The sequence below is a fragment of the Sneathiella sp. genome (assembly GCF_002694385.1).
In the GTDB taxonomy this organism is placed as follows: domain Bacteria; phylum Pseudomonadota; class Alphaproteobacteria; order Sneathiellales; family Sneathiellaceae; genus Sneathiella.
The window spans coordinates 1-26,275 of record NZ_NZMB01000017.1 but is presented as its reverse complement, the minus strand read 5'-3'; the positions used below and the strand labels follow the sequence as shown (position 1 = coordinate 26,275).

At 56.9% G+C, this 26,275-nt stretch carries 38 protein-coding genes; 1 reads left to right on the top strand and 37 read right to left on the bottom strand.

Features of this window, described 5'->3' with window-relative positions:
* Positions 1–83: 83 nt before the first annotated feature.
* A complete protein-coding gene (locus CMN55_RS11635; protein WP_293949974.1) occupies positions 84–884 on the top strand; it encodes an adenylate/guanylate cyclase domain-containing protein in 801 nt (266 codons plus the stop codon).
* Here the strand turns inward: CMN55_RS11635 and CMN55_RS11630 are convergent.
* The 37 genes from CMN55_RS11630 to CMN55_RS11450 form a co-directional block, all read right to left on the bottom strand.
* Complete coding sequence (locus CMN55_RS11630; RefSeq protein ID WP_293949973.1) at positions 865–2,832, bottom strand: acetyl-CoA carboxylase biotin carboxylase subunit; 1,968 nt, start codon at positions 2,830–2,832, stop codon at positions 865–867. The genes CMN55_RS11635 and CMN55_RS11630 overlap by 20 nt on opposite strands.
* Before the next feature lie 22 nt (positions 2,833–2,854).
* Positions 2,855–4,387 carry an acyl-CoA carboxylase subunit beta gene (locus CMN55_RS11625; RefSeq protein WP_293949972.1) on the bottom strand — a complete coding sequence of 511 codons (1,533 nt, stop codon included), beginning with the start codon at positions 4,385–4,387 and terminating at the stop codon, positions 2,855–2,857.
* 22 nt (positions 4,388–4,409) lie between these two features.
* On the bottom strand, positions 4,410–5,099 hold the full coding sequence (locus CMN55_RS11620; protein WP_293949971.1) for an ATP12 family chaperone protein: 690 nt from the start codon (positions 5,097–5,099) through the stop codon (positions 4,410–4,412).
* A gap of 97 nt (positions 5,100–5,196) precedes the next feature.
* Complete coding sequence (locus CMN55_RS11615) at positions 5,197–5,868, bottom strand: HAD-IA family hydrolase (RefSeq protein ID WP_293949970.1); 672 nt, start codon at positions 5,866–5,868, stop codon at positions 5,197–5,199.
* A 68-nt stretch (positions 5,869–5,936) separates the two neighbouring features.
* Positions 5,937–7,619: a 2-isopropylmalate synthase gene (gene leuA, locus CMN55_RS11610; protein WP_293949969.1), complete on the bottom strand. Its 1,683-nt coding sequence runs from the start codon at positions 7,617–7,619 to the stop codon at positions 5,937–5,939.
* Between the two features lie 385 nt (positions 7,620–8,004).
* The gene (locus tag CMN55_RS11605; RefSeq protein ID WP_293949968.1) at positions 8,005–9,006 is read right to left on the bottom strand and encodes an RluA family pseudouridine synthase; all 1,002 of its coding nucleotides are present in this window, start codon (positions 9,004–9,006) and stop codon (positions 8,005–8,007) included.
* The gene (gene crcB, locus CMN55_RS11600; RefSeq protein ID WP_293949967.1) at positions 9,003–9,383 is read right to left on the bottom strand and encodes a fluoride efflux transporter CrcB; all 381 of its coding nucleotides are present in this window, start codon (positions 9,381–9,383) and stop codon (positions 9,003–9,005) included. The genes CMN55_RS11605 and crcB overlap by 4 nt, the downstream gene beginning before the upstream one ends.
* Positions 9,380–10,663, bottom strand: a complete 1,284-nt coding sequence (locus CMN55_RS11595) for a replication-associated recombination protein A (RefSeq protein ID WP_366932049.1) — start codon at positions 10,661–10,663, stop codon at positions 9,380–9,382. The genes crcB and CMN55_RS11595 overlap by 4 nt, the downstream gene beginning before the upstream one ends.
* Before the next feature lie 29 nt (positions 10,664–10,692).
* Positions 10,693–12,108, bottom strand: coding sequence for a DegQ family serine endoprotease (locus tag CMN55_RS11590; protein ID WP_293949965.1), 1,416 nt, complete (start codon positions 12,106–12,108; stop codon positions 10,693–10,695).
* 151 nt (positions 12,109–12,259) lie between these two features.
* The gene (gene rplQ, locus CMN55_RS11585; RefSeq protein ID WP_293949964.1) at positions 12,260–12,694 is read right to left on the bottom strand and encodes a 50S ribosomal protein L17; all 435 of its coding nucleotides are present in this window, start codon (positions 12,692–12,694) and stop codon (positions 12,260–12,262) included.
* A gap of 30 nt (positions 12,695–12,724) precedes the next feature.
* Complete coding sequence (locus tag CMN55_RS11580; RefSeq protein WP_293949963.1) at positions 12,725–13,738, bottom strand: DNA-directed RNA polymerase subunit alpha; 1,014 nt, start codon at positions 13,736–13,738, stop codon at positions 12,725–12,727.
* Between the two features lie 95 nt (positions 13,739–13,833).
* The gene (gene rpsK / locus CMN55_RS11575) at positions 13,834–14,223 is read right to left on the bottom strand and encodes a 30S ribosomal protein S11 (RefSeq protein WP_293949962.1); all 390 of its coding nucleotides are present in this window, start codon (positions 14,221–14,223) and stop codon (positions 13,834–13,836) included.
* A gap of 1 nt (position 14,224) precedes the next feature.
* On the bottom strand, positions 14,225–14,593 hold the full coding sequence (rpsM, locus tag CMN55_RS11570; protein ID WP_293949961.1) for a 30S ribosomal protein S13: 369 nt from the start codon (positions 14,591–14,593) through the stop codon (positions 14,225–14,227).
* A 102-nt stretch (positions 14,594–14,695) separates the two neighbouring features.
* Positions 14,696–15,346, bottom strand: coding sequence for an adenylate kinase (locus tag CMN55_RS11565; protein WP_293949960.1), 651 nt, complete (start codon positions 15,344–15,346; stop codon positions 14,696–14,698).
* Positions 15,343–16,689, bottom strand: coding sequence for a preprotein translocase subunit SecY (gene secY, locus CMN55_RS11560; RefSeq protein ID WP_366932043.1), 1,347 nt, complete (start codon positions 16,687–16,689; stop codon positions 15,343–15,345). Before secY ends, CMN55_RS11565 begins: the two co-directional genes overlap by 4 nt.
* Before the next feature lie 47 nt (positions 16,690–16,736).
* Positions 16,737–17,216, bottom strand: coding sequence for a 50S ribosomal protein L15 (gene rplO, locus CMN55_RS11555; protein WP_293949959.1), 480 nt, complete (start codon positions 17,214–17,216; stop codon positions 16,737–16,739).
* Positions 17,217–17,249: 33 nt separating this feature from the next.
* Positions 17,250–17,438 carry a 50S ribosomal protein L30 gene (gene rpmD / locus CMN55_RS11550; RefSeq protein ID WP_293949958.1) on the bottom strand — a complete coding sequence of 63 codons (189 nt, stop codon included), beginning with the start codon at positions 17,436–17,438 and terminating at the stop codon, positions 17,250–17,252.
* 4 nt (positions 17,439–17,442) lie between these two features.
* Complete coding sequence (rpsE, locus tag CMN55_RS11545; RefSeq protein WP_293949957.1) at positions 17,443–17,982, bottom strand: 30S ribosomal protein S5; 540 nt, start codon at positions 17,980–17,982, stop codon at positions 17,443–17,445.
* An 11-nt stretch (positions 17,983–17,993) separates the two neighbouring features.
* Positions 17,994–18,356 carry a 50S ribosomal protein L18 gene (gene rplR, locus CMN55_RS11540; protein ID WP_293949956.1) on the bottom strand — a complete coding sequence of 121 codons (363 nt, stop codon included), beginning with the start codon at positions 18,354–18,356 and terminating at the stop codon, positions 17,994–17,996.
* A 9-nt stretch (positions 18,357–18,365) separates the two neighbouring features.
* Positions 18,366–18,899, bottom strand: coding sequence for a 50S ribosomal protein L6 (rplF, locus tag CMN55_RS11535; protein WP_293949955.1), 534 nt, complete (start codon positions 18,897–18,899; stop codon positions 18,366–18,368).
* Positions 18,900–18,907: 8 nt separating this feature from the next.
* On the bottom strand, positions 18,908–19,306 hold the full coding sequence (rpsH, locus tag CMN55_RS11530; protein ID WP_293949954.1) for a 30S ribosomal protein S8: 399 nt from the start codon (positions 19,304–19,306) through the stop codon (positions 18,908–18,910).
* Between the two features lie 12 nt (positions 19,307–19,318).
* Positions 19,319–19,624: a 30S ribosomal protein S14 gene (rpsN, locus tag CMN55_RS11525; protein WP_293949953.1), complete on the bottom strand. Its 306-nt coding sequence runs from the start codon at positions 19,622–19,624 to the stop codon at positions 19,319–19,321.
* Positions 19,625–19,642: 18 nt separating this feature from the next.
* Complete coding sequence (gene rplE, locus CMN55_RS11520; protein ID WP_293949952.1) at positions 19,643–20,191, bottom strand: 50S ribosomal protein L5; 549 nt, start codon at positions 20,189–20,191, stop codon at positions 19,643–19,645.
* 11 nt (positions 20,192–20,202) lie between these two features.
* Positions 20,203–20,526, bottom strand: coding sequence for a 50S ribosomal protein L24 (rplX, locus tag CMN55_RS11515; protein WP_293949951.1), 324 nt, complete (start codon positions 20,524–20,526; stop codon positions 20,203–20,205).
* The gene (gene rplN / locus CMN55_RS11510; protein ID WP_293949950.1) at positions 20,526–20,894 is read right to left on the bottom strand and encodes a 50S ribosomal protein L14; all 369 of its coding nucleotides are present in this window, start codon (positions 20,892–20,894) and stop codon (positions 20,526–20,528) included. The genes rplX and rplN overlap by 1 nt, the downstream gene beginning before the upstream one ends.
* Before the next feature lie 47 nt (positions 20,895–20,941).
* Complete coding sequence (gene rpsQ / locus CMN55_RS11505) at positions 20,942–21,166, bottom strand: 30S ribosomal protein S17 (RefSeq protein ID WP_293949949.1); 225 nt, start codon at positions 21,164–21,166, stop codon at positions 20,942–20,944.
* Positions 21,167–21,179: 13 nt separating this feature from the next.
* Complete coding sequence (gene rpmC / locus CMN55_RS11500; RefSeq protein ID WP_293949948.1) at positions 21,180–21,371, bottom strand: 50S ribosomal protein L29; 192 nt, start codon at positions 21,369–21,371, stop codon at positions 21,180–21,182.
* 2 nt (positions 21,372–21,373) lie between these two features.
* Positions 21,374–21,793, bottom strand: coding sequence for a 50S ribosomal protein L16 (gene rplP / locus CMN55_RS11495; protein ID WP_293949947.1), 420 nt, complete (start codon positions 21,791–21,793; stop codon positions 21,374–21,376).
* A gap of 16 nt (positions 21,794–21,809) precedes the next feature.
* The gene (gene rpsC / locus CMN55_RS11490; protein ID WP_293949946.1) at positions 21,810–22,520 is read right to left on the bottom strand and encodes a 30S ribosomal protein S3; all 711 of its coding nucleotides are present in this window, start codon (positions 22,518–22,520) and stop codon (positions 21,810–21,812) included.
* Positions 22,520–22,900 (bottom strand): 50S ribosomal protein L22, encoded by a 381-nt coding sequence (gene rplV / locus CMN55_RS11485; RefSeq protein WP_293949945.1) that lies wholly within the window; start codon positions 22,898–22,900, stop codon positions 22,520–22,522. Before rplV ends, rpsC begins: the two co-directional genes overlap by 1 nt.
* A 2-nt stretch (positions 22,901–22,902) precedes the next feature.
* The gene (rpsS, locus tag CMN55_RS11480; RefSeq protein WP_293949944.1) at positions 22,903–23,181 is read right to left on the bottom strand and encodes a 30S ribosomal protein S19; all 279 of its coding nucleotides are present in this window, start codon (positions 23,179–23,181) and stop codon (positions 22,903–22,905) included.
* 11 nt (positions 23,182–23,192) lie between these two features.
* Positions 23,193–24,029, bottom strand: a complete 837-nt coding sequence (gene rplB, locus CMN55_RS11475; protein ID WP_293949943.1) for a 50S ribosomal protein L2 — start codon at positions 24,027–24,029, stop codon at positions 23,193–23,195.
* Between the two features lie 3 nt (positions 24,030–24,032).
* Positions 24,033–24,326: a 50S ribosomal protein L23 gene (locus tag CMN55_RS11470; RefSeq protein ID WP_293949942.1), complete on the bottom strand. Its 294-nt coding sequence runs from the start codon at positions 24,324–24,326 to the stop codon at positions 24,033–24,035.
* Entirely contained in the window at positions 24,323–24,943 is a 621-nt protein-coding gene (gene rplD, locus CMN55_RS11465) for a 50S ribosomal protein L4 (protein WP_293949941.1), read from the bottom strand. Before rplD ends, CMN55_RS11470 begins: the two co-directional genes overlap by 4 nt.
* A gap of 12 nt (positions 24,944–24,955) precedes the next feature.
* Entirely contained in the window at positions 24,956–25,708 is a 753-nt protein-coding gene (rplC, locus tag CMN55_RS11460; protein WP_366932042.1) for a 50S ribosomal protein L3, read from the bottom strand.
* A gap of 5 nt (positions 25,709–25,713) precedes the next feature.
* The gene (gene rpsJ, locus CMN55_RS11455; protein WP_287948675.1) at positions 25,714–26,028 is read right to left on the bottom strand and encodes a 30S ribosomal protein S10; all 315 of its coding nucleotides are present in this window, start codon (positions 26,026–26,028) and stop codon (positions 25,714–25,716) included.
* A gap of 57 nt (positions 26,029–26,085) precedes the next feature.
* The coding region (locus tag CMN55_RS11450; protein WP_459253662.1) for an EF-Tu C-terminal domain-related protein at positions 26,086–26,275 on the bottom strand (190 nt) is incomplete at its 5' end.

Here is a 26,275-nt window from a genome sequence, read left to right as displayed (position 1 = left end):
AATTTTTTTGCCGCAGCCCTTTCCTGCCCGTGACTCCATTAGATAATAGTGATATATTATATCCGTCATTAAGGCGCACGCTTATGTCGGACGAATTACATAGCAATCTTCAGACGGAGCAATGGCGAAAACTGCTTTGCGATGGACATCTCGGACGCAAATATGTGACCCATATCATGCGCCTGCTGCCCGGTCCGCCGCGCTGCAAAGGCTGCAATAACCCCTTCGGCGGTATCGGCGGCGCCCTCTGCCGCTCTATCGGTATGGTTCCATCGAAAAAGAATCCCCGCCTCTGCACACTCTGCTGTGAAAAGATGCCGCTCGGCGGCGCGGAAGTTGAGGTTGTCATCCTGTTTGCCGATGTCCGCGGCTCGACCGAACTGGCGGAGCGGCTGGGGCCAGAAAAATTCGCGGCCACCCTCAATCGCTTCTACAACACGGCAACCGATATTCTCATTCGTCGCGATGCGACGGTCGACAAGCTTATCGGGGATGAAGTTATGGCGTTCTTCGTGCCCGGTTTTGCCGGTCCCAACTTCAGAAATGTGGCGATTGATTGCGCAATAACCCTGCTGCGCACTCTCGGCTATGGAGGCAAGGAGGAGCCGTGGCTGCCGGTCGGGATCGGTATTGATTCCGGCATCGCCTTTGTCGGCAATGTCGGCAATGATCATTATCTGGATTTCACCGCGCTTGGCGATCCGGTCAATACCGCCGCCCGTATCCAGGCGGCGGCAGGCCCCGGACAATTGCTTGTCAGTGCAAGAACATTATCCAGGACCCACATTCCATATTCCGGACTGATCCCGCAATCCCTGACCGTCAAGGGAAAGAAGGAAACAGTCGAGGTTTATGCGCTTCCGATCACTCAAACTCGAGGATAACATCATCCACAGCGAGAACGTCGCCCGCCCCGGCCTTGACCGCCGAGACGACCGCATCCTGCTCCGCGCGAAGAATATTCTCCATCTTCATCGCCTCAACCACGGCCAGCGCCTGTCCGGCTTTCACTTCATCGCCTTCCTTGACATTGACCGCAACCACCATGCCCGGCATTGGACACAGCAGGAATTTGGACATATCCGGCGCCACCTTGACCGGCATCAGCTCAGCCAGCCGGGCAGCCGCGGGGCGGCGGACCGATAGCTCAACCACCGCACCGCCATGCGTGAGACGGATACTGCCGCGATAGAATTCGAGCTGGGCAATCACCTTATCGCCATCAATTTTGGCTTTGATGCGTCGCTTGCCGGGTTTCCAGTTGCTGATCACCTCGATTTCCTTGTCACCGAGTGTGACTTTGATCCCCTTGTCTGCATCTTCGGCAGAGACGGCGAAAGAACGCTCTTTCCCTTCGCTGACGATCCAGTCTTCCGCCGTTTTGGCCACCACATGCTTCAGGGACCGGCTGGAGGCGCGCATATGCACCAGAAGCGCCATGGCAACCAACTTTTCAACCGTCTCGTCACTGAGCGGCGCGCCGTGGAAACCGTCGGGATATTCCTCGGCGATGAACCCGGTTGTCAGGTTGCCCGCCTTGAACCGCCGGTGATTACAGACCGCATTCAGGAAGTTGATGTTGTGGGAGATACCGCTCACCTCATAGGCATCAAGCGCCCGCCCCATTTCCTCGATCGCCGCATCACGGGTCTCGCCATAGGTGACCAGCTTGGCGATCATCGGATCATAAAACATGGTGATTTCCGAACCTTCGGTCACGCCCGTATCCACCCGGACATTTTCCCCCTTTGGCACCTTGTAGCGGCTGAGCCGCCCGATGGAGGGCAGGAAGCCACGATAAGGATCTTCCGCATAGAGACGGCTTTCAAGCGCCCAGCCAGTCAGCTTGATGTCCTCCTGCGCCAGGCTGAGCTTCTCACCATAGGCAACGCGGATCATCTGCTCCACAAGATCAATGCCGGTAATCAACTCCGTGACCGGATGTTCTACTTGCAGGCGGGTGTTCATTTCCAGAAAATAGAAATTCCGGTCACTGCCGACGATAAACTCGACCGTCCCGGCGGAATGATAATCCACCTCGCGGGAAAGCGCGACGGCCTGTTCGCCCATAGCCTTGCGGAGTTCGTCATCGACAAACGGGCTCGGCGCTTCCTCAATGACCTTCTGGTGGCGCCGCTGGATGGAGCATTCCCGCTCGCCCAGATACAGGCAGGTGCCATGCTTGTCGGCCAGCACCTGAATTTCAATATGGCGCGGATCGACAACAAATTTTTCGATGAAGATGCGATCATCGCCAAAGCTGCTGATCGCCTCATTCTTGGCCGACTGGAAGCCCTCACGCGCTTCTTCATCATTGTGGGCAATCCGCATGCCCTTGCCCCCGCCCCCGGCGGAAGCCTTGATCATCACCGGATAGCCAATTTCCTTCGAAATCTTCACGGCATGATCGGCATCGTCGATCAGATCCATATGGCCGGGAACCGTATTCACCCCGGCGGCATGGGCCAGCTTCTTGGACGCGATCTTGTCGCCCATGGAGGCAATCGCCTTTTTGCCAGGACCAATAAAGGCAATACCGGCCGCGTCCAGCGCATCGGCGAAGGCCTGATTTTCAGAGAGAAAGCCATAACCCGGATGGACGGCTTCCGCCCCTGTCTTTTTACAGGCATCAATGATCTTGTCGATGATCAGATAACTTTCGGCGGCTGCAGCCGGGCCGATATGCACGGCCTCATCGGCCATGCGCATGTGAACGGCGCCATCATCGGCATCGGAATAAACAGCCACCGTCTGGATGCCCATGGCACGGGCGGTGCGAATTACACGACAGGCAATTTCGCCGCGGTTGGCAATCAGGATTTTCTTGAACATTTTCTTATCGTCTCCCTTGGCCTTACAGCGGAATATTGCCGTGCTTCTTCCACGGGTTTTCCAGTTGCTTGTTTTTCAGCATATGCAGTGAATTAACAATCCGGTGGCGGGTATTATTCGGCATGATCACATCATCGATAAACCCACGGTGTCCCGCGATAAATGGATTGGCAAAACGTGACTGATATTCATCGGTGCGCTTCTGGATTTTCTCGGCATCCCCGATTTCGGAACGAAAGATGATTTCCACCGCGCCCTTGGAGCCCATCACCGCAATCTCGGCGGACGGCCAGGCGTAATTGACATCGCCCCGCAGATGTTTTGATGCCATCACATCATAAGCGCCGCCATAGGCTTTCCGCGTAATAACGGTGACTTTCGGCACCGTTGCTTCGGCATAGGCATAGAGCAGCTTCGCGCCATGCTTGATGATCCCGCCATATTCCTGGGAGGTTCCCGGCAGGAAACCCGGCACATCGACGAGAGTGACAATCGGAATATTGAAGCAGTCACAGAAACGGACGAACCGCGCCGCCTTCTTGGAGCTGTCGATATCCAAACAGCCGGCCAGCACCATTGGCTGATTGGCGACAATGCCGACCGTCTGGCCATCCATGCGGCCAAAGCCGGTGATGATATTTTTAGCGAAATTCGGCTGGATCTGGAAGAAATCCCCCTCATCCACCAGCTTCTCCACCAGTTCCATCATGTCATAGGGCTTGTTGGGGTTGGCCGGGACCAGTGTATTGAGGCTTTTTTCCTTCCGGTCCGGATCATCAAAACTTTTACGCTGCGGAGAAGGCTCAAGGTTGCTGGAGGGGAGAAAATCAACGAGACGCCGCACTTCCGTCAGCACCTCCACATCATTGTCATAGGCGTTATCGGCAACCGATGATTTGCTGGTGTGTGTACCCGCACCGCCGAGTTCTTCCGCCGTCACCGTTTCATTGGTAACCGTCTTCACCACATCGGGGCCGGTCACGAACATATAGGAACTGTCGCGTACCATGAAAATAAAATCCGTCATGGCCGGGGAATAAACCGCCCCGCCCGCGCATGGCCCCATGATGACGGATATCTGCGGCACGACGCCGGACGCCATCACGTTACGCTGGAACACTTCGGCGTAACCGGCCAGGCTGTCGATGCCTTCCTGGATACGCGCGCCGCCGGAATCATTGAGGCCAATAACCGGCGCTCCGACCTGAACGGCCTTGTCCATAATCTTGCATATTTTCTTGGCATGATATTCGGACAGGGAGCCACCAAAAACGGTAAAGTCCTGACTGAACACAAAGACCAGCTTGCCATTGATTGTCCCGTGGCCGGTGATGACACCGTCGCCGGTAACCGTTTCATTCTGCATGCCGAAATCGACGCAGCGATGTTCAACAAACATGTCCCATTCTTCAAAGGACCCTTCATCGAGCAAAATCTCGATCCGCTCCCGCGCGGTCAGCTTGCCTTTGCTGTGCTGGGAATCGATCCTTTTCTGACCGCCGCCCAGCCGGGCCCTCGCCCGCTTGTCTTCCAACTGCTGAATGATATCTTGCATGTCCCTACCTCAGCTTTATTATTTAAATTAATGTTAGAAAGCGGGCGCTTGCCGCCAAACTCTCCTTGTTATTCTCCCGCCGCTTCACCGCCTCCGCATCGGCGCCCCAGTGTTCCATCACATGGGTCTCGTCAAGCTCACTGATCTCGAAGGCCTGATCGGCCGATAGATGTCCGTCCAGAACCGCCAGCGCGATCACCAGTGATCCGCAAAGCGATGTCATATTGTAAAGCGGCGCCAGCGCCATGTCGCCCTGAGCCGCCACGACCGCCCGGAGGGCAGACAGAGATTGCGGCGGCTGCGGGATATGCATCACCCCTTCCGCCACATGCAGCGTCACGCCATGCCGGTTTTTCAACCAGTCCAGCATCGGATCCCACGCCGCCCGTTGCCGCGCCACCAAACCCTCCGGATGCGTCGCCCGGTAGCAGACCAGGTCAGATCCGCCATAGGCGGCAATATCGTCAATGACCTTTTCCCGCTGCGTCGTCACCCGGTCGATCACCGTCGCGGCGGCCTGCATCAGCGGCATGCTGGCGGGAACCAGCTCCGCTCCCTGCGCATCCCACTCCGCCGCGATTGCCTCCGCCAGCGCCCGCGTCGGCAGATGTAAACCCGCCTTCGCCGGCGTTTTGATCATCCGGCCATCCAGCAGGACACAGAAGCCGCCATCGCGCTCCTCCGCTGTCACTTCTTTATAAAAGCGTTTCATTCGGCCGTCTTCACAATCACGTCAGCAACCTAACAGTCGTTAGGCTTATAGAGATTACTCAAAAAAATGCAAGGGCTGACTTGGATATTGCACGGCTTCACGCTGCTTCGACAACCCCGATCAGCTCTTCAAAATGGTCAATGATACGTTCCGCCCCACTTTCCCGCAATTCCGCCTCGTCATGATAGCCCCAGCTGACCCCGATGGCGCGGCAGCCCGCATTTTTCGCCAGCATCATGTCAAAGCTGGTATCGCCGACCATAAAGGTACGGTCCGGCCGGGCGCCCGCCATCGCCATCGCCTTTTCCAGCATCTGTGGGTGCGGCTTGCCTGGATTATGATCCGGCGTCTGAAGAGAACCGAAATATCCTTCCAGCCCATGCTGCGCAATCACCGCATTGACACCACGCATGGATTTACCGGTGGCGATTGCCATACTGACATGACGCGCCGCCAATCCTTCTAATACGCGACGCACGCCTGAAAACAACGGTTCGTGATGATCAATCTGCAAACGCTGATGAAAAAAGGATGTTTTGTAGCCGGTAACGATCTGGTCGAGCTGTTCGAAGGACAGCGGCCGACCGGCGAGGTCGCGGACGGCGACATCCGGGTTGAGGCCAATGGTCCGGCGGATTGAAAGATCGTCCGGTATCGGCAGCCCGGCCTCCTGAAAGGCCTTCTGCATACAGGCGATCACATTATGCGCACTGTCTACAAGGGTGCCGTCACAATCAAAAACGACGAGAATTTCCGCCGGAGAGGTCATGGTCCTTTTGTCCCGAAAGGTCCGATGAAAGGAAAAGGCTGGCGAAAAAATTCCGCCAGCCCGATGATTTAACCGTTATTCTTGCTTCTTGAACGGTTGACCGCGCTCGTAATCGCCTTGAGAGAGGCCGTCACGATATTGGCATGCTTGCCGACGCCAAAAATCGGCTCGCCACTGGAATCGCGCATTTCAACATAGGCAACCGCCACCGCATCCGATCCGAAACCGGTCGTATGTTCGCGATAGTCATTGACCTTGAGGTCCAGGTTATATTTCCGCGACAGAGCGGACATATAAGCATCAATCGGCCCGGTGCCCGCGCCTTCCAGCTTCACATCCGTGCCTTTGTCCCGCACGGTTGCGATGAGGCTGCGGCGTTCGTCGGAATCCGGATCGGCAACGGACTGGTGATTGACGAATACAAGATCCCCGTCCGCGTTCAGATACTCCTTTTCAAAGAGATCGTAGATCATAGCCGACGACAGTTCCTTACCTGTCTCGTCGGTTACGCCCTGCACCGTCTTGCTGAATTCAATCTGCAACAGGCGCGGCAGTTCAATGCCGTAGTCTTCCTCCAACAGATAGGCGACGCCGCCCTTACCCGACTGGCTGTTGACACGGATCACCGCGTCATAGTTTCGCCCGAGATCCGCGGGATCAATGGGCAGATAGGGAATGGCCCAGAGTGGGTCATTGGTCTTCTTCATGGCGGCAAAGCCCTTCTTGATCGCATCCTGATGCGAGCCGGAGAAGGCCGTGAACACCAGATCGCCGCCATAGGGATGACGCGGATGCACGGGCAGCTGGTTACAATATTCCACCGTGCGGACAACCTCGTTGATGTCGCTGAAGTCCAGCTCCGGATTGACGCCCTGCGTATACATATTCATGGCAATGGTCACCACATCCACGTTACCGGTTCGCTCCCCGTTGCCGAACAGCGTGCCTTCCACCCGGTCCGCACCCGCCATGATGCCGAATTCCGCCGCCGCAACGCCCGTGCCCCGGTCGTTATGCGGATGCAGGCTGAGCAGCAGTTTGTCCCGGTTCGGCAGATTGCGGTGCATCCATTCGATCTGGTCCGCATAGATATTCGCGCTCGCCACCTCGACTGTCGCCGGCAGGTTGATGATGATCTTGTTCTCCACCGTCGGCTTCCAGATATCCATGACGGCGGCGCACACCTCGCAGGCATACTCCAGCTCCGTCTGGGTGAAGCTTTCCGGTGAATATTCCATCTGCACCAGGGTTTCGGGCATCTCGTCGGCAAGCTTGCGCACCAGCGTCGCCCCGTCTGTCGCGATTTTCTTGATCCCTTCCATACCCTGCTCGAACACCACACGCCGCTGCAATGTGGAGGTGGAGTTATAAAGATGGACAATCGCCTGCTTGGCGCCTTTGATGCTGTCAAAGGTTCGCTGGATCAACTCGTCCCGCGACTGGGTCAGCACCTGGATCTTCACATCATCAGGAATTTCGTTTTCTTCTATCAGGAAGCGGACAAAATCGAAATCCGTCTGCGAGGCGGCCGGGAAGCCCACCTCAATCTCCTTGAAGCCCAGCTTCACCAGATGGCGGAACATGCGCAGCTTGCGCTCATGCCCCATAGGTTCAATCAGCGCCTGGTTGCCATCGCGCAAATCCACGCTGCACCAGGTCGGCGCCTTTTCAATGACCTTGGACGGCCATTGTCGGTCCGGCAGATTGATCGGCGTAAAAGCCGTGTATTTTTCTCCGGGGGTAAACGTCATTTTCTTAATCCTCTTGTTCTGGTCGGACAGCTTCTGTCCGGAAATTTTTCACTTCGGTTCAATGCAGCCTGCATACGGTCGCCGGGCGCTGCGTAAACCCGTGCGACCGCATAGAAGTCGAGAGAGCCCCCCGGAGGAGCCTGTAAACTCTTCCTGCTGCCAACCGATAAATTTTCCAAAGATGAATGACCCAGAAGCCTTCGTTACGTTCATTTTTTACCCGACAATTTTGAGAAAAGGACAGCATTCGCCCCGGCACTTAAATCAGAGTGCCGGGCCAATAAGTCGTAGGCTCAAAAGTCGGTTAGCATGTGTCATGGCTGAAAAATTAAGGATTAGGCCCGATTAGTCAAGCCCAAAAGCACCCAATCCGGTCCATTTCATATTAAAAACCGACCTCTGCGAAGGGGTCTTCATAGTCATTTTCATGAAAACCGAGCAGTTTCCAGCTTTCCGCCATATGCCGGTCCAGCGGCGCGGTCACGGTAATTTCCCTGCCAGATGGGTGCGTAATAGTAATTTCCCGCGCATGAAGATGCATCTTCTTGCTGATCACCCCGTCCAGAAACGCCTCCGTTCCGCCGTATTTTCCGTCGCCGACGATGGGTGTGCCAAGTGCCGCCGCATGAACGCGAAGCTGATGTGTACGCCCGGTCAGCGGTTTGAACGCGACCCAGCAGGCCTTCTGCGCCGCCATTTCAATGACGGAAAAATCCGTAATGGCCTTTTGCCCCTCGCGGTCCACGACTACTTTTTCGCCATTGGCGGTAACAATCTTCGTCAGATTATAGCTGATCGTCCCCTCTCGCGGTTTCGGCACCCCGGCGAGCAGCGCCCAGTATATCTTGCGCGTTGTCCGCTTCTTGAACGCCTCCGCCAGATGTTTCGCCGCCTGCCGCGTCCGCCCGATCACCAGCACGCCGGACGTATCCTTGTCCAGCCGGTGCACCAGCCGCGGCTTTTCCGGATAGTCAAAGCGCACACCTTCCAGCAGCCCGTCGATATGACGCGGCTGCCCACTGCCGCCCTGTGTCGGCAAACCCGCGGGCTTGTTGAGAATGATAACCTCATCATCCATATGCAGGATCATGCCGCGAATCTCTGCAATATCCGCCTCGGTGAGGCGCGCCACCGTCTTTTCCCGCCCCCCTGCGCCCGCAGGGGCAGGCTTATATATATCATCGGGCAGCGGCGGCACCCGAACCGTTTGCCCGGCTTCCAGCCGGTCACCCGCTTTTGACCGTTTCTTGTCCACCCGGATATCGCCCTTGCGCAGCAGCTTCTCCAGTTGCCCGTGAGAGACACCCGGAAAATGCGCCCGAAACCAGCGGTCCAGCCGCTGATCGGCTTCCCCCTCCGTCACCACAAGATGCTGCACCCGGCTCATGCCACCACCATGCGCATCAGATGAAGCCCGGCGAACAACCCCGCGATGGACAACACGACACTCAGCAGCACATAAAGGGCCGCCGCCAGCATCTCGCCTTTCTCCACCATCAGCGCGACATCAAGGGAGAAAGCAGAAAAGGTCGTGAACCCGCCGAGCAATCCAGTCACCAAAAGCGCCCGCAGTTCCGGCGAAACGGACCAGCGAAGGGCGATCATTTCGATCAACACGCCCATCAGAAAGGACCCGACAATATTGACGAACAGTGTGCCATAGGGATACCCCGGCCCGAAATAACGCATCACGATGTGCCCGACGCCATACCGCGCGCAGGCGCCAAGCGCACCGCCAACCGCTACCGATAGATACATATTCATTTTTCCGTCTTCCCGGCCTGTCTCTGGGCCCGCAATCGCGCCCAGTATTCAAGGCGTTTCTGGATGTCCCGTTCAAATCCGCGTTCCACGGGAGCATAATACTGCTCGCGCCGCATTTCATCGGGAAAATAATTCTGCCCGGAAAAGCCGTCTTCCGCATCATGATCATAGTCATATCCCGCCCCATATCCCATATCCTTCATCATGCGCGTCGGCGCGTTCAGGATATGTTTGGGCGGCATGTGGGAGCCATGCTTCTTTGCGGCGGCCTTCGCCTTGCCAAACGCGCGATAGGCGGCGTTGGATTTCGGGGCCGTCGCCAGATAGATGACGGACTGCGCAATGGCAAGCTCCCCTTCCGGCGAGCCAAGAAAGTCATACGCCTCCTTCGCGGCATTGGCCTGGACAAGCGCATTTGGATCTGCCATGCCAATGTCCTCCACCGCGAAGCGCACCAGACGGCGGGCGATGTAAAGCGGCTCCTCGCCCCCATCCAGCATGCGGGAAAACCAGTAAAGCGCCGCATCGACATCCGAGCCGCGCAGCGATTTATGCAGCGCGCTGATTAGATTATAATGCCCTTCGCCATCCTTGTCATAGGCGGGGGCGCGCTTGGCGACCACTTGCGCAAGGGCATCGGGGCCGAGGATTTCTTCGCCTGAATGAAAAACCGCCTCGACCATATTCAGGAAAAACCGGCCATCCCCGTCAGCAAGATGGACGAGTGCCGCCTTCGCCTCCTCATCAAGGGGAATAGGTCGTCCTTCCAACTCCTCTGCCCGGGTCATCAGGGTGCACAGGGACGCCTCATCATGACGATTGAGCACCAACACCTGACAGCGGGAAAGGAGCGCGCCATTCAGCTCGAAGGACGGATTCTCCGTCGTCGCCCCGACAAGGGTAATCGTGCCATCCTCGACATAGGGCAGGAACCCATCCTGTTGCGAGCGATTGAAACGGTGGATTTCATCCACGAACAGCAGCGTCTTTTTCCCGTCCTGACGACGCAAGCGCGCGGCCTCAAATGCCTTGCGCAAATCGGCCACACCAGAAAAAACGGCGGAAATCTGCTCGAAATGCATATCCACTTCTTTGGCAAGCAACCGCGCAATCGTCGTCTTGCCCGAGCCCGGCGGCCCCCAAAAGATGATCGAGGCAAGCCAGCCCCCGTCCAGCATGCGGCGCAGCGGCGCATCCTTTTTCAGCAGGTGATCCTGCCCCACAACGTCATCGAGCCGCGCTGGTCTCAGGCGATCAGCGAGCGGCCGCCCTTTATCCATATCGCCGCCTGTGGCTTCGAACAATGTGCTCACGTATTAACCTTGAAGGCCAGCGTCCGGCCATTGCGCCGGATGCTGATATGCCAGCTTCCCCCCGCATTTTCCAGCAGAGACTTCGCCTCCGTCACGCTGTTCACTTTCTTGCCATTGACCTGCAACAGAACATCGCGCGGACGCAGGCCATAGCGTTCCGCCACACTGCCCTTTTCCACCTCGGCCACGACAACCCCTTCAGAAAAGGCGGAAAAATTAAGTTCCAGCGCATAGGCCGGCGACAAATTACCCAGCATCGCCCCGGAAAGCGGATGACGGCCCGTCAGCATCTCAAGCGCGCGTGGCGGATTTTCCGACGCCGGCATGAGGTTCATCTCCAGGTCAATCCGCTCGCCATTGCGATAGACGCCAAGATGCGTTGTCTCGCCAACAACACTGGAAGCAACGCGGAAAGTCAGCGCTTCAGGTGCCAGAACCTCCCGACCGTCAATGGAAACAATCACATCCCCAACCTTCAGCCCGGCCTGATAGGCGGCACTGTCCGGATGCACGCGGTTGACCAGCACACCGCCCGGCTTGTCGAGACCGAGACCATCCGCCACATCACCGGTGATTTCCTGACCAATAGCGCCGAGCCAGGGCCGAACGACCTTGCCAGTCGCGAGGCCATTGGTCAGAACCGCCTTCACCATATTGGCCGGGATGGCAAACCCAATGCCGAGAGAGCCACCGCTCTTGCTGAAAATCGCTGAATTGATCCCGGCAATCCTGCCGTCCATGGTCAGCAGCGCGCCGCCGGAATTGCCGGGATTAATGGCCGCGTCCGTCTGGATAAAGGATTGAATGTCATTATTGAGCCCGGCGCTGCGATCAAGAGCGGAGATAATGCCACTCGTCACCGTCTGGCCAACGCCGAAGGGATTGCCGATGGCAATCACAAGATCGCCAATCTCCAGCTTGTCGGAATCGGCAAATTCCAGAAAAGGCAGGCTCTCCCCTTCCACATCAATCTTGAGTATGGCAAGGTCCGTCCGCTCATCAGCGATCAGCACCCGCGCATCAAACTCCCGTCGGTCGGAAAGGGCCACCGTAATTTCATCGGCACCGCCCACCACATGAAAGTTGGTGACGATGACCCCCTCTCCATCCACAATCACGCCGGAGCCGAGGGAATTCTGGATTTTCTGCCGCTCTCTGGGCGGCCCGAAATTGCCGCCAAAGAACCGCTGGAAAAAAGGATCATCAAACAGGCTCGGCCGTGTCTGGGTAATGCGTGTCCTCGTGAAAATATTGACCACCGCCGGAACGGCCTTTTTAACCAGCGGCGCAAAGGACAGCATGATCTGCGTCTGGCTTTGCGGCACGGCTTCCGTCGCCATTGCTGGTGCTCCGGTCATCATCAGCAGGCCGATCAGAAGAGAGGGCGCAAACTTACGGGGATTTACTGTCATTTTACATACCGGTTCGGGGTTACTCCATTACCTTTTATTAAATGCTCACATTCGCCTGATTTTCAAGCAACAGGCGGGGGAATGGAAGGTTTTGCGATAAAAAAAAGGCAGCCCGCCGGGCTGCCTTTGATTCTTTGAAGAAGCGGCCCAATCAGGCGACGGCTTCCGCCTCCAGCTCATCTGCATCCGCATTCTGGTCCGGACCGGAATCCTGACCCTTTGCCGTCACATCACGATCAATCAGTTCAATCACGCCCATTGCAGCCGCATCACCGGTGCGGAACCCCGCCTTCAGGACGCGGGTATAGCCGCCATTGCGATCCGCATAACGTTCGCTCAGGGTCGAGAAGAGCTTGTCGACTGCCGACTTCTCATGCAGCTCCGACAATGCCTGGCGCCGGGCATGCAGATCGCCCCGTTTGCCAAGCGTAATCAGCTTTTCAACGATAGGCCGCAGTTCCTTTGCCTTCGGCAGGGTGGTCTGAATTTGCTCATGCTTGATCAGCGATGCCGCCATATTGGCGAACATCGACTTGCGATGAGCAGAGGATCTGTTGAGCTTACGCCCGGATTTACGATGCCGCATTTTTCTTACTCCACAGCGATTGGTGCTGTCTTAAAAGGGTTCTTCCAGCCGTTTGGCCATATCTTCAATGTTTTCCGGCGGCCAGTTCGGCACCTCCATGCCAAGATGCAGGCCCATCTGCGCCAGAACTTCCTTGATCTCGTTCAGGCTCTTGCGGCCGAAGTTCGGTGTCCGCAACATTTCCGCCTCGGTCTTCTGGATCAGATCACCGATATAGACAATATTGTCATTCTTCAGGCAGTTCGCCGAGCGGACAGACAGTTCCAGCTCATCCACCTTGCGCAGCAGGTTGCGATTGAATTCCGGCTCTTCGCTTTCTTCCTTGATGACCACCTCTTCAGGCTCATCAAAGTTGACGAACAGCTGGAACTGTTCCTGCAGAATGCGCGCCGCAAAGGCAACCGCATCTTCGGGGCTGACCGTTCCGTTGGTTTCAACCTTCAGCGTCAGCTTGTCATAGTCGAGAACCTGGCCTTCGCGGGCCGCTTCGACCTTGTAGGAAACCTTGCGGACCGGGCTGTACAGCGCATCCATGGGAATGAGGCCGATCGGCGCATCTTCCGCATGGTTGATGACGCCGGGGACATAGCCCTTGCCCGTATTGACATTCATCTCCATGGAGATCGTCGCGCCGTCATCCAAGGTCATCAGAACTTGATCGGGATCCATGATTTCCAGATCCGCGCCGGTTTCAATCATGCTGGCCGTCACTTCGCAGGGACCGGTCGCCTTCAGAACCATGCGCTTCGGGCCATCGGAATGAGCGCGAATCGCCAGCGTCTTCAGATTCAGGACAATATCGGTCACGTCTTCGCGCACCCCGGAGATCGAGGAGAATTCATGCAAAACATTGTCGATCTGGATGGAGGTGATGGCCGCGCCTTGCAGGCTGGACAGCAGAACACGCCGCAGCGCATTGCCGAGCGTCAGCCCGAAGCCCCGTTCCAAAGGCTCCGCAATAATCGTGGCTTCCCGATTGCTCTGATCCCCCGGCTCCACAGAGAGGTTCGCCTGGATCAGATCTTTCCAGTTTTGCTGAATCACGGTAATGACCTCATAGTTGAGCGGGCCCACCACGGACCCGCGACATCTTGACAAAAACGATACAGGCAGCGCCCGTATCTATATGGACAAACCCGTTAAACGCGGCGGCGTTTCGGTGGACGGCATCCATTATGCGGTATCGGCGATACGTCCCGGATGGACGTAATGTTGAAGCCGACGGACTGCAGCGCCCGCAACGCGGATTCGCGCCCCGAGCCCGGCCCCTTGACTTCCACTTCCAGCGTCTTCATGCCATGTTCCATTGCCTTGCGCCCCGCATCTTCGGCGGCAATCTGGGCCGCGAAAGGCGTGGATTTACGCGATCCCTTGAAGCCCTGCGATCCCGCAGAAGACCAAGCGATGGCATTGCCCTGTGCATCGGTAATCATGATTTTGGTATTATTAAAGGACGCGCTGACATGCGCGACGCCTGAAATAATATTCTTGCGCTCACGGCGGCGAACGCGGGTCTTATCACGAGCCATATTACTTCTTCTTTCCAGCGATGGGTTTGGCCGGACCTTTCCGGGTACGAGCATTGGTATGAGTGCGCTGACCGCGAACCGGCAGCCCGCGACGATGACGCAACCCACGGTAACAGCCGAGATCCATCAAACGCTTGATATTCATCGAGGTCTGGCGGCGCAGATCGCCTTCAACCAGATGGTCGGCATCAATAGTTTCGCGGATTTTGACGATTTCAGCATCGCTGAGCGCATTGACGCGCACATCCGCCGCCAGGCCGACAGCCTCGCAAATTTCCTTGGCTTTTGCCGGGCCAATACCGTGAATATAGGTCAGTGCAATCAATACCCGCTTGTTCGTCGGGATATTTACACCTGCAATACGAGCCACCCTAGTCTCTCCTCATAACCAAATCGGGTCGTCCTGACCCGGCTATCTCATGCGCCTTTGAGAAGCGCGCGATTATATAATCTTGTTTTACCTAGTCAACAGTTAGATTGCCTTTAGTATGGCTTCCATCTCGGCTGTTACCTGATCTATTTTCGCCATCCCGTCAACCTGTTTCAGGATCCCCTTGTTGCGATAATATGGCAGCAGGGGCGCCGTCTGTGCGTGGTAGGCGTTAAGACGGGATTTCACCGTCTCGGCATTATCGTCACTGCGGCGGGTAAACTCTGTTCCGCCGCATTTATCGCAAACCCCGTCCACCTTCGGTTTCAGGAAGTTATCATGATATCCGGCGCCGCATTTCGCACAGGTATACCGCCCCGTGATCCGCTCCACCAGGATTTTATCATCGGTTTTCATCTCGATGACGGCATCGAGCTTGAGGCCCTTTTCCGCCAGCATTTTATCAAGCGCCTCGGCCTGCGCTTCGGTGCGCGGAAACCCGTCGAGAATCACTCCCGATTTGCAGTCCGGCTGATCCAGCCGATCAGAAATAATCCCGGTCATGATATCATCCGATACAAGCTCGCCGCGCTCCATGACCGCTTTTGCCTGCTTGCCGACTTCCGTCCCGGCGGCAACCGCTGCCCGCAGCATGTCCCCCGTGGACAGCTGGATCAGGCCGTGTTTGTCCTGAAGGCGCTGTGCCTGCGTTCCCTTGCCCGCGCCGGGAGGTCCAAGTAGGATCAAAATCATTTGCGCCGTCCTCCAAGTCTGGATTTCTTGATCAGCCCCTCATACTGATGAGCGACCAGATGGCTCTGAACCTGTGCCACCGTGTCCATCGTAACGGAAACCACAATCAGAAGCGAGGTTCCGCCGAAATAGAAAGGCACCGCCCATTGCGAAATCAGGATTTCCGGCAGGATACAGACCAGGGATAGATAGGCCGCACCGATAACCGTCAATCTTGTCAGGACATAATCCAGATACTCGGACGTCCGCTTACCCGGACGAATACCCGGCACAAAGCCACCATGCTTCTTCAGATTGTCCGCCGTGTCATCCGGGTTGAAGACAACGGCCGTATAGAAGAAACAGAAAAACACAATACCCGTAATATACAGCAGCAGATAGATCGGCTGCCCATGCCCCAGCATGGCCGTTAGGCTGTTCAGCCAGTCCGGCCCCGTGCCCGACGAAAAGCTCGCCACCGTCGTCGGCATCAGCAGCAGCGACGAAGCGAAAATCGGCGGAATAACACCGGCCGTATTCAGCTTCAGCGGCAGATGCGAATTCTGTCCGCCAAATGTCTTGTTGCCGCGCTGTCGCTTCGGATACTGCACAAGTATACGTCGCTGCGCCCGCTCCATGAACACGATGAAGGCAATCACCGCCACCGCCATAACCAGCAGCAGCAGGATGACAAAGGTGGACAGCGCGCCCGTCCGGCCGAGCTCCAACGTTCCGACCAAAGCGCCCGGCAATGCCGCGACAATGCCGGAAAAGATGATCAGCGAAATACCATTACCAACGCCGCGTGCCGTAATCTGTTCTCCCAGCCACATCAGGAACACTGTCCCGGCCACCAGCGTGATCACGGTGATAATGCGGAACTGCATCCCCGGATCAATCACAGCCGACTGCCCGTTGGAGAGCGTCAACCCCTCGATCCCCGCAGCAATGCCATAGCCCTGCAACGCCGCCAGCAGAACCGTGCCATACCGGGTATACTGGTTGATCTTCTTGCGCCCCGCCTCGCCCTCCTTCTTGAGCTGCGCCATCGACGGGGAAATCGAGGTCATCAGCTGCATGATGATGGAGGCCGAGATATAGGGCATGATATTGAGGGCGAAAATAGTCATCCGCCCAAGTGCGCCGCCTGCGAAAACGTCAAACATGCCGAGGATACCCCCGGCATTCTGCTGGAACACATCGGCGAGGATTGTCGGATCAACCCCCGGGATGGGAATATAGGTCCCGATCCGGTAAACGATCAGGGCAAAGAGCGTAAACCACAAACGCTTCTTGAGTTCCGTCGCTTTGGAAAACGCACTGAAACTCAGGCCGGAAGCCATTTGCTCTGCTGCTGACGCCATCTAGATTCTCCCGAAGGTCCGGCTTACGAGCCGCTCCGCCGATTTGATTATTCGCTTTTTTCCGAAGCCGCAGCGAGAAGCGTAACCTTCCCGCCTGCCTTTTCAACGGCTTCAACAGCCGATTTGGATGCCCCGGCAACTTCAAAGGTGACTTTTGCCGTCAGCTCGCCCTTGGCGAGAAGGCGGACACCTTCACCGATCTTGCCGACAACACCGGCGGCCTTGAGAGCCTCGGCAGTAATGGTGGATTTGGCATCCAGCTTGCCCGCATCAATCGCAGCCTGCACACGGCCGAGGTTGGCAACGGCAAATTCCTTGCGGAAAATGTTGTTGAAGCCCCGCTTCGGCAGACGGCGATAGATGGACATCTGACCGCCTTCAAACCCCTTGATGGCGACGCCCGTACGTGACTTCTGACCCTTCTGACCCGCTCCGGAGGTTTTCCCCTTCCCGGAACCGATACCCCGACCCACGCGCATCCGGTTCTTGGTGGCGCCTGCATTGTCGGCAAGTTGATTCAAACGCATGTTCAATATTCCTTAAATCAGACCGGCTGAGCCTTATTTGGCTTCTTCAACCTGTACCAGATGATGCACCTTGCGGATCATCCCGCGGATGGCAGGCGTATCCTCAAGCTCGACACTGCGGTGCATCTTGTTCAGCCCGAGACCGACAAGCGTTGCCCGCTGGTTTGCCGGGCGCCCGATGGGGCTGCCCGTCTGGGTTACCTTGATGGTTGCTTTCGCCATCGATCTATTCCTTTCCTGCGTCGCCGCCACGGCGGCCGACAACATCGGAAACCTTCTTGCCCCGCTTCGCCGCAACCATGCGCGGTGAGCTGACATTCTTCAGCGCCTCGAAGGTCGCCTTGACCATGTTATAAGGGTTGGAAGTACCAATCGACTTCGTCACCACATCCTGCACGCCGAGCGTTTCGAAAACCGCGCGCATCGGACCACCGGCGATAATACCGGTACCTGCCGGCGCCGCGCGCAGTACGACACGTCCTGCTCCGAAACGACCCTGCACGTCATGATGCAACGTCCGGCCTTCGCGCAAGGGAACACGTACCATGTTGCGCTTGGCGGCTTCGGTTGCCTTGCGGATGGCCTCCGGCACCTCGCGCGCCTTGCCATGGCCATAGCCAACACGGCCTTTCTGGTCACCGGCGACGACAAGCGCCGCGAAGCCGAAGCGACGGCCACCCTTAACCACCTTGGCCACACGGTTAATGTAAACCAGCTTATCGACGAACTCTGAGTCGCCTTTTTCTGTTTGTTCAGGTCTCAACATCGTCAATTCCCCTAGAAGGACAGGCCGCCCTCACGGGCAGCATCGGCAAGGGCTTTGACCCGGCCATGATATTTATATCCGCCGCGATCAAATGCGACTTCCTTGATGCCGGCCTTGAGGGCCCGCTCTGCAATCAGCTTGCCGATTTCGGCGGCGGCGTCTTTATTGCCGCCGCTTTTCAGCTTGCTGCGCAGATCCTTTTCCAGGCTAGAGGCGGAGGCCAGCGTTTTGCCAGCTGCATCGTCAATAACCTGAACATAAATCTGCTTGAGCGTACGGTGTACGGAAAGCCGCGGACGGCCCGAAGACACCTTGCGAAGCTGGGTCCGGTTCCTCCGCCGACGGCGTTCGAACAATTCTCTGGAATTTGCCATGGTCGGTTCCTACTTCTTCTTGCCTTCTTTACGGAAGACGAATTCGTCCGAATATTTAACACCCTTGCCCTTATAAGGCTCGGGCTTCCGATAGGAGCGGATAACGGCCGCAACCTGGCCAACCTGCTGCTTGTCTGCGCCTGAAATTTCGATCACCGTCGGGGACGGCGTCTTGATTTCGATGCCTTCCGGGATCGGAAAATCAACGTCATGGCTGAACCCTAGGTTCAGCTTCAACGTCCGTCCCTGGGCAGCGGCACGATAACCGACACCGACAATTTCGAGGGTGCGCGTAAAACCGCCCGACACGCCCTGCACCAGATTGTTCAGCAGCGTCCGCTGCATGCCCCACATCTGACGGCTGCGATTGCTCTTGGTGCGCGGCTTGACCCAGATCTTGTCGTCTTCACGATCGACAATCACATCATCAACAAAGGTCATGCTCATCACGCCCTTGCTACCCTTTACCGTGATATCGCTTCCGGACATCTGTACATCAACGCCAGAAGGGATCGTCACCGGATGTTTTCCAATACGAGACATAATACCTCCTAGTACAGTTTGCAAAGCACTTCGCCGCCCACATGGGCTTCGCGTGCTTCATTGTCCGACAGAACGCCGTTCGGCGTGGACAGGATGGCGACACCGAGACCGTTACGCACGGTCGGCAGGTCTTTTACGCCGGAATAAATGCGGCGGCCCGGTTTGGAAACCCGGCTGATATGCTCGATCACGCCCTTGCCCTGAAAATATTTCAGTTCAATGGTCACTTCTGGACGGCCCTTCTGCGGCTCAGACACCTCATAGCCGCGAATGTAACCTTCACGCTTCAGCGCCTCAAGCACGCTCAGGCGCAACTTGGAAGACGGGCTGCTGATGCTGCTTTTCATGGCCCGCTGACCGTTACGGATACGGGTCAGCATATCGCCGAGGGGATCACTCAAAGACATAGTTGTATCTCCCTACCAGCTCGATTTGACCATGCCCGGAATCTGACCATTGGACGCCATGTCGCGCAGGCCGATACGGGAAAGTTTCAGTTTGCGATAGACAGCGCGCGGACGCCCCGTCAGTTCGCAGCGGTTGCGGACGCGGGTCTTGGAAGAGTTCCGCGGTAACGAAGCCAGCTTCAGGCGGGCGGCGAAACGCTCTTCCTGCGGCAGATCCTCATTTTTGCTGATTGCCTTTAGCTCCGCCCGCTTGTTCGCAAATTTTGCGACCATCCGGCGGCGCTTCTGGTCTTTTTCAACAGCACTTTTTTTAGCCATTTCAATTAACTCCTTGGATCAATTGATCTTGAACGGCATGCTGAACCCACTCAGAAGCTCGCGCGCCTCTTCATCGGTCTTTGCCGTCGTGCAGATCACGATATCCATTCCCCGTACATCCGTTACATCATCGTAATGGATTTCCGGAAAGACGATTTGCTCTTTCAGGCCCATGGCATAGTTGCCGCGACCATCGAAGCTTTTGGCGGAAACACCGCGGAAGTCCCGCACACGGGGCAGCGCGATGTTGATCAGGCGGTCCAGAAATTCATACATCTGGTTCTTGCGCAGCGTCACCTTCACACCGATCGGCATGCCTTCACGAAGCTTGAAAGTGGCGATGGATTTCTTGGCGATGGTGACAACCGGCTTCTGGCCGGAAATCTTGGCAACTTCGCTCTCGACCGACTTGATCTTTTTAGAATCGGCCACCGCTTCCCCACACCCAACGTTGATGACGATTTTTTCCAGCTTCGGAATTTCCATCACGTTCTTGTAGGCGAACTTATCCTGCATCTGCTGACGCAGGTTTTCATTATATAATGTCTTAAGTCTTGGCGTCGTCATCGAACTGCCCCTTAAATATCAATGACTTCACCGGAGCGCTTGGCAAAGCGTACCTTCCGGCCGTCATCCAGTGTCTTATAGCCAACACGGGTCGCCTTGCCATCCTTCGGATCCTGCAACGCAACGTTCGAAATGTGAATGGCAGCTTCCTTTTCAACGATGCCGCCCTGCTCTGTCTGGCTCTGCTTCGTATGGCGTTTCACCATGTTGATGCCGGAAACAAGCACGCGGCGATCCGTGCGCAGAACGCTCAGAACCTCGCCGGCGCGGCCCTTGTCCTTGCCTGCCAGAACGACGACCTTGTCGCCTTTTTTCACTGCGAATTTTTCAGCCATTAGAGAACCTCCGGCGCCAGCGAAATGATTTTCATATAGTTCTTGCCCCGAAGCTCGCGCGTGACCGGGCCGAAAATACGGGTCCCGACCGGCTCGCCCTGCTTGTTGATGAGCACAGCAGCGTTGGAATCGAAGCGGATTGCCGTCCCGTCCGGGCGGCGAATCTCTTTCTTTGTGCGCACGATGACGGCTCTCTGAACGTCACCTTTTTTGACACGGCCACGCGGAATGGCTTCCTTGACGGAGACAACGATCACGTCCCCGACAGAAGCGGTTTTCCGCTTTGAACCGCCCAAAACCTTAATGCACTGCACCCGTCTCGCGCCGGAATTGTCGGCGACATCCAGGTTGGTTTGCATCTGAATCATAGTCGTTTACCTTTATTTGGTATCTAAACCAGCTAATCAAGCAACGCTTAAAGGACTTCCCAGCGCTTCAACTTAGAGCGGGGGGCACATTCCTGGATGCGGACGGTGTCCCCGATCTTGAATTTGTTTTCGGCGTCATGGGCATGGTACTTTTTCGACTTGCCTATGTACTTCTTATACAGCCGATGCATCACTTGACGCTCGACTTTGACAACGACAGTCTGATCATTCTTGTCGCTGACCACGGTTCCTTGCAGGATACGCTTTGGCATCGTTCTCTCTCTCCTAAGATGCAGCTTTAGCTGACATCACCGTTTTGATGCGGGCGATATCCCGCCGCACCTGGCGTTGGCGCGCCGTATTCTCCAATTGGCCACTGGCCTTCTGGAACCGAAGATTGAACTGCTCCTTTTTAAGTTGCAGCAGCTCGGTTTTAAGCTCATCGGCCGTTTTGCCCAGTAAATCCTGTGCCTTCATGGTCAATTCCCTTCACCAAGACGGGTCACGAAGCGGGTCTTGATCGGCAGCTTCGCAGCACCCCGTTCAAACGCCTCGCGGGCGATATCGATCGGAACACCGTCAAGTTCGAACATAATTTTTCCCGGCTGGACACGAACCATCCAATATTCCGGCGACCCCTTACCTTTACCCATCCGGACTTCGGTGGGCTTTTTGGAGACGGGTACATCCGGGAATATGCGAATCCAGACACGTCCAGCACGTTTGATATGGCGGGTCACCGCACGCCGAGTTGCCTCGATCTGCCGCGCGGTCAGACGCCCGGGCTCTACAGCTTTCAGGCCGTAAGCGCCGAAGTTCAGCGTTGTACCTGAAGTTGCTGTTCCCTTCAAGCGCCCTTTATGCGCTTTGCGAAATTTTGTGCGCTTCGGTTGAAGCATGACATCACCCCTTTACTTAATTCCGACGGCCGCCGGGACGGCCCGCAGGACGGCCACCCGCCTGTTGTTTTTCCATGAGCTTGTCCTGGGCCATCGGATCATGTTCCAGAATCTCGCCTTTGTAGATCCAGACCTTGATGCCGATAATCCCATAGGTGGTCAGCGCCGACGCCGTCCCATAGTCAATGTTTGCGCGCAGAGTATGCAGCGGAACACGGCCTTCGCGGTACCATTCGGTCCGGGCAATTTCCGCGCCGCCAAGGCGGCCCGCACAATTGATCCGGATGCCTTCCGCGCCAAGACGCAGCGCCGACTGAACCGCCCGCTTCATGGCCCGACGATAGGAAACACGGCGGGCAAGCTGCTGACCGATATTCTCGGCAACCAGCTTTGCGTCGATTTCCGGCTTGCGGACTTCAACGATATTGAGATGCACTTCGGAGGCGGTCATCTTGGCGATGGCCGACCGCAGCTTCTCGATATCTGCGCCCTTCTTGCCGATAATCACGCCAGGACGGGCGGAATGGATGGTCACACGCGCCTTTTTCGCCGGACGTTCGATGATAATCTTGCTAATGCCCGCCTGTTCCAGCTGCTTTTCAAGATAGTCACGAATCCGCACGTCTTCATGCAGAAGTTTGGCGTAGTCGTCCTTGGCGTACCAGCGGGAATCCCACGTCCGGTTGATGCCGACCCTAAGGCCAATTGGATTTACTTTTTGACCCATTATTCTTGCTCCTCGCGCTCGCGGACGACGATCGTGATGTTGCTGAAAGGCTTCAGGATGGGGCTCGACCGCCCGCGTCCACGGGGCCGCATCCGCTTCATCACAAGGGATTTGCCGACATGCGCTTCCGAAACATACAGCCGGTCCACATCCAGCTGATGGTTATTCTCGGCATTGGCAATGGCTGACTGCAGAACTTTCCGCACCTCCGGCGCAATACCGCGCTTGGAGAAGGTCAGCTCCGTCAGGGCCGCTTCGGCGGATTTACCACGAATGAGACCTGCCACCAGATTCAGTTTTTGCGGGCTGACGCGAATGCGGTTGCCGACGGCGCGCGCTTCCGTATCACTCAGTTGCCGCTTGAGAGACGGTTTCCCCATGATTATTTTCTCCGAGCCTTCTTATCGGCCGCATGGCCATAATATGTCCGCGTCGGGGAAAATTCCCCGAATTTGTGGCCGACCATATCTTCATCCACCAGCACCGGAACAAACTTCTGGCCGTTATAAACGCCAAAGGTAAGCCCGACAAACTGCGGGAGGATCGTTGACCGGCGCGACCAGGTCTTGATGATTGATTTTCTGCTATCCGCCCGCGCGGTTTCTGCTTTTTTCAGCAGATACCCGTCGACAAATGGGCCTTTCCATACAGAACGTGCCATGTGATGCGCTCCTACTTCTTCCGCTTTTGCGGACGGCGCCGCATGATCATTTTATCCGTGGCCTTGTTTGACCGGGTCCGCTTGCCCTTCGTCGGTACGCCCCACGGTGAAACCGGATGGCGACCGCCGGAGGTCCGGCCTTCACCACCGCCATGCGGATGGTCAACCGGGTTCATTGCAACACCACGAACCGACGGGCGTTTGCCAAGCCAACGGGACCGGCCTGCCTTGGCCAGCTTGATGTTCTTCTGATCCGGGTTGGAAACGGCCCCAACCGTTGCCATGCACTCACCGGGAACGATGCGTTGCTCACCGGAGGCCAGACGCAGCTGCGCATAACCCGAATCCTTACCGATCAGCTGGACATAGGTACCGGCGGAGCGAGCGATCTGACCACCCTTGCCCGGCTTCATCTCCACATTGTGGACGATGGTGCCGACCGGCATGTTTTTGAGCGGCATTGCATTGCCCGGCTTGATATCGACGTTGGTGCCGGAAATCACCTTGTCACCGGCGGCGATACGCTGCGGCGCCAGGATATAGGCCTGCTCCCCGTCCTCATACCGGATCAGGGCGATAAAGGCCGTCCGGTTCGGATCATATTCCAGCCGCTCGACCGTCGCGGAAACGTCAAATTTCCGACGCTTGAAGTCGATAATGCGATAGGTCCGCTTATGTCCGCCACCCCGGCGGCGGGCAGTGATACGACCATAGTTGTTGCGACCGCCATTGCCGGACAGCCCTTCCGTCAGGGCCTTGACCGGCTTGCCCTTGTGCAGTTCGGAACGATCAACAAGGATCAGGCCCCTCTGCGCAGGTGTCGTCGGTTTGTAATTCTTCAACGCCATAGTTTAAATCCCCGCCGTCACATCGATGGCCTGCCCTTCGGCAAGGGTCACCACTGCTTTCTTATAGTCAGACCGCTTGCCAATACGGCCACGGAAACGCTTCACCTTGCCCTTGGTGCGGTTGGTGTTCACGTTCGTTACCTTGACATCAAACAGCTTTTCAACTGCTTCCTTGATCTGAGGTTTCGTTGCGTCCAGAGCGACACGGAATGTCACCTGGTTGAATTCGGATCCCATGGTGGACTTTTCCGTCACCACCGGGCCGAGCAGGATGTCATAAAGATTTTCCTGGTTCATTTCAGTCGAGCCTCCAGGCTTTCCACTGCGCTTTTCGAGAGCACAAGTACATCGCGGCGGAGAATGTCATACACATTCGCGCCATTCGAGGTCAGCAGATCGACCCGCGGCAGGTTCCGAGCGGAAAGAGCAAAGTTCTTTTCCATCTCCTCGCCGTCTACGATCAGCGCCGATTCCCAGCCGAGCGCCTTGAACTTGCCCGCCATCAGCTTGGTTTTGATGTCGGTCGCCTTCAGCTCATCGACAACAATCAGCTTGCCTTCCGCCTGTTTTGCAGACAGGGCCGTTTTCAGCGCCAGCTTGCGAACTTTCTTCGGCAGATCATGGGCATGGCTGCGCACGACCGGACCATGTGCGACACCGCCGCCACGCTGCTGCGGAGCCCGCTTCTGGCCTTGACGGGCGCGGCCCGTGCCTTTCTGCTTGAACGGCTTCTGGCCCGTACCGGAGACTTCGGAGACATCCTTCGTCTTGTGGGTTCCGGCCCGGCGCGCCGCCAGCTGGTAGCGCACCATGCGCTGCAGGAGATCGCCCCGCAGCGGCAAACCGAACACCTCATCGGCAAGCTCGATATCGCCGGCCTTTTTATTATCGAGGTTGATTACATTTACCTTCATTTCAGCCGTCCTTTACTCTTCCGTCGCAGTATCTGCAACAGGAGCCTCTTCGACAGGAGCCTCCGCCGGAGCCGCTTCGGACGCGCCGCCCCTGGCAATGAATGCTGCCGGATAGGGCGCATCTTCAGGACGCGCCTTCTTGATTGCGTCCGCGATATAAACCCAGGAACCCTTGGCCCCCGGAACCGCCCCCTTCAGGAGAACCAGCCCGCGATCCTTGTCGGTGGAAACCACCTTCAGATTCTGCGTCGTCACGCGGACGGCGCCCATGTGACCGGCCATCTTCTTGCCCTTGAAGACCTTGCCCGGATCCTGACACTGGCCCGTGGAACCATGGGCGCGATGCGACACTGACACACCATGAGAGGCGCGCATACCACCGAAGTTATGCCGCTTCATGGCGCCGGCGAAGCCCTTACCGATGCTGGTGCCGATCACGTCGACATACTGCTCGGCAATGAAATGGTCCGCCGTCAGCTCAGCGCCGACATCGACGAACGCATCATCAGCCACACGGAATTCGGCCAGCTTCATTTTCGGCTCGACTTCCGCCTTGGCGAAATGCCCGCGCAACGCCTTCGTGACGTTCTTTACCTTGGCCTTGCCCGTGCCGAGCTGCATGGCGTTGTAGCCATGGTTATCAGCGGTGCGATGGGCAACCACCTCACATTTGTCAACGGCAAGAACGGTGACCGGAATGTGAGTACCGTCTTCCGCGAAAACCCGGGTCATCCCCAGTTTCTTTGCGATCAATCCACTACGCATTTCCATTACCCCAGCAGCTTGATGGACACATCGACGCCCGCGGCGAGGTCCAGTTTCATCAGCGCGTCCACCGTCTGCGGCGTCGGCTCAACGATATCCAGAAGACGCTTGTGGGTCCGGATTTCGAACTGCTCACGCGACTTCTTGTCAATATGCGGGCCGCGCAGGACCGTATATTTGTCAATATGAGTCGGTAGCGGGATCGGACCGCGAACCTTGGCGCCCGTGCGTTTCGCCGTATTTACAATTTCGCCCGTCGATGCATCGAGAACACGATGATCATACGCTTTCAGGCGGATGCGGATATTTTGGTTTTCCATTACTCTGGTCACTCCAGAAGAGAAGCAAGGCAGCCCCGGAGGGCTGCCCGGTATAAGTTAAGCAGTTACGGATGCGACGACGCCGGCGCCGACGGTGCGGCCGCCTTCGCGGATGGCGAAGCGGAGGCCTTCATCCATGGCGATCGGCGCGATCAGCTCGACATCCATCGTCACATTGTCGCCCGGCATCACCATTTCCGTACCAGAGGGAAGCGTCACAACACCCGTCACGTCCGTCGTCCGGAAG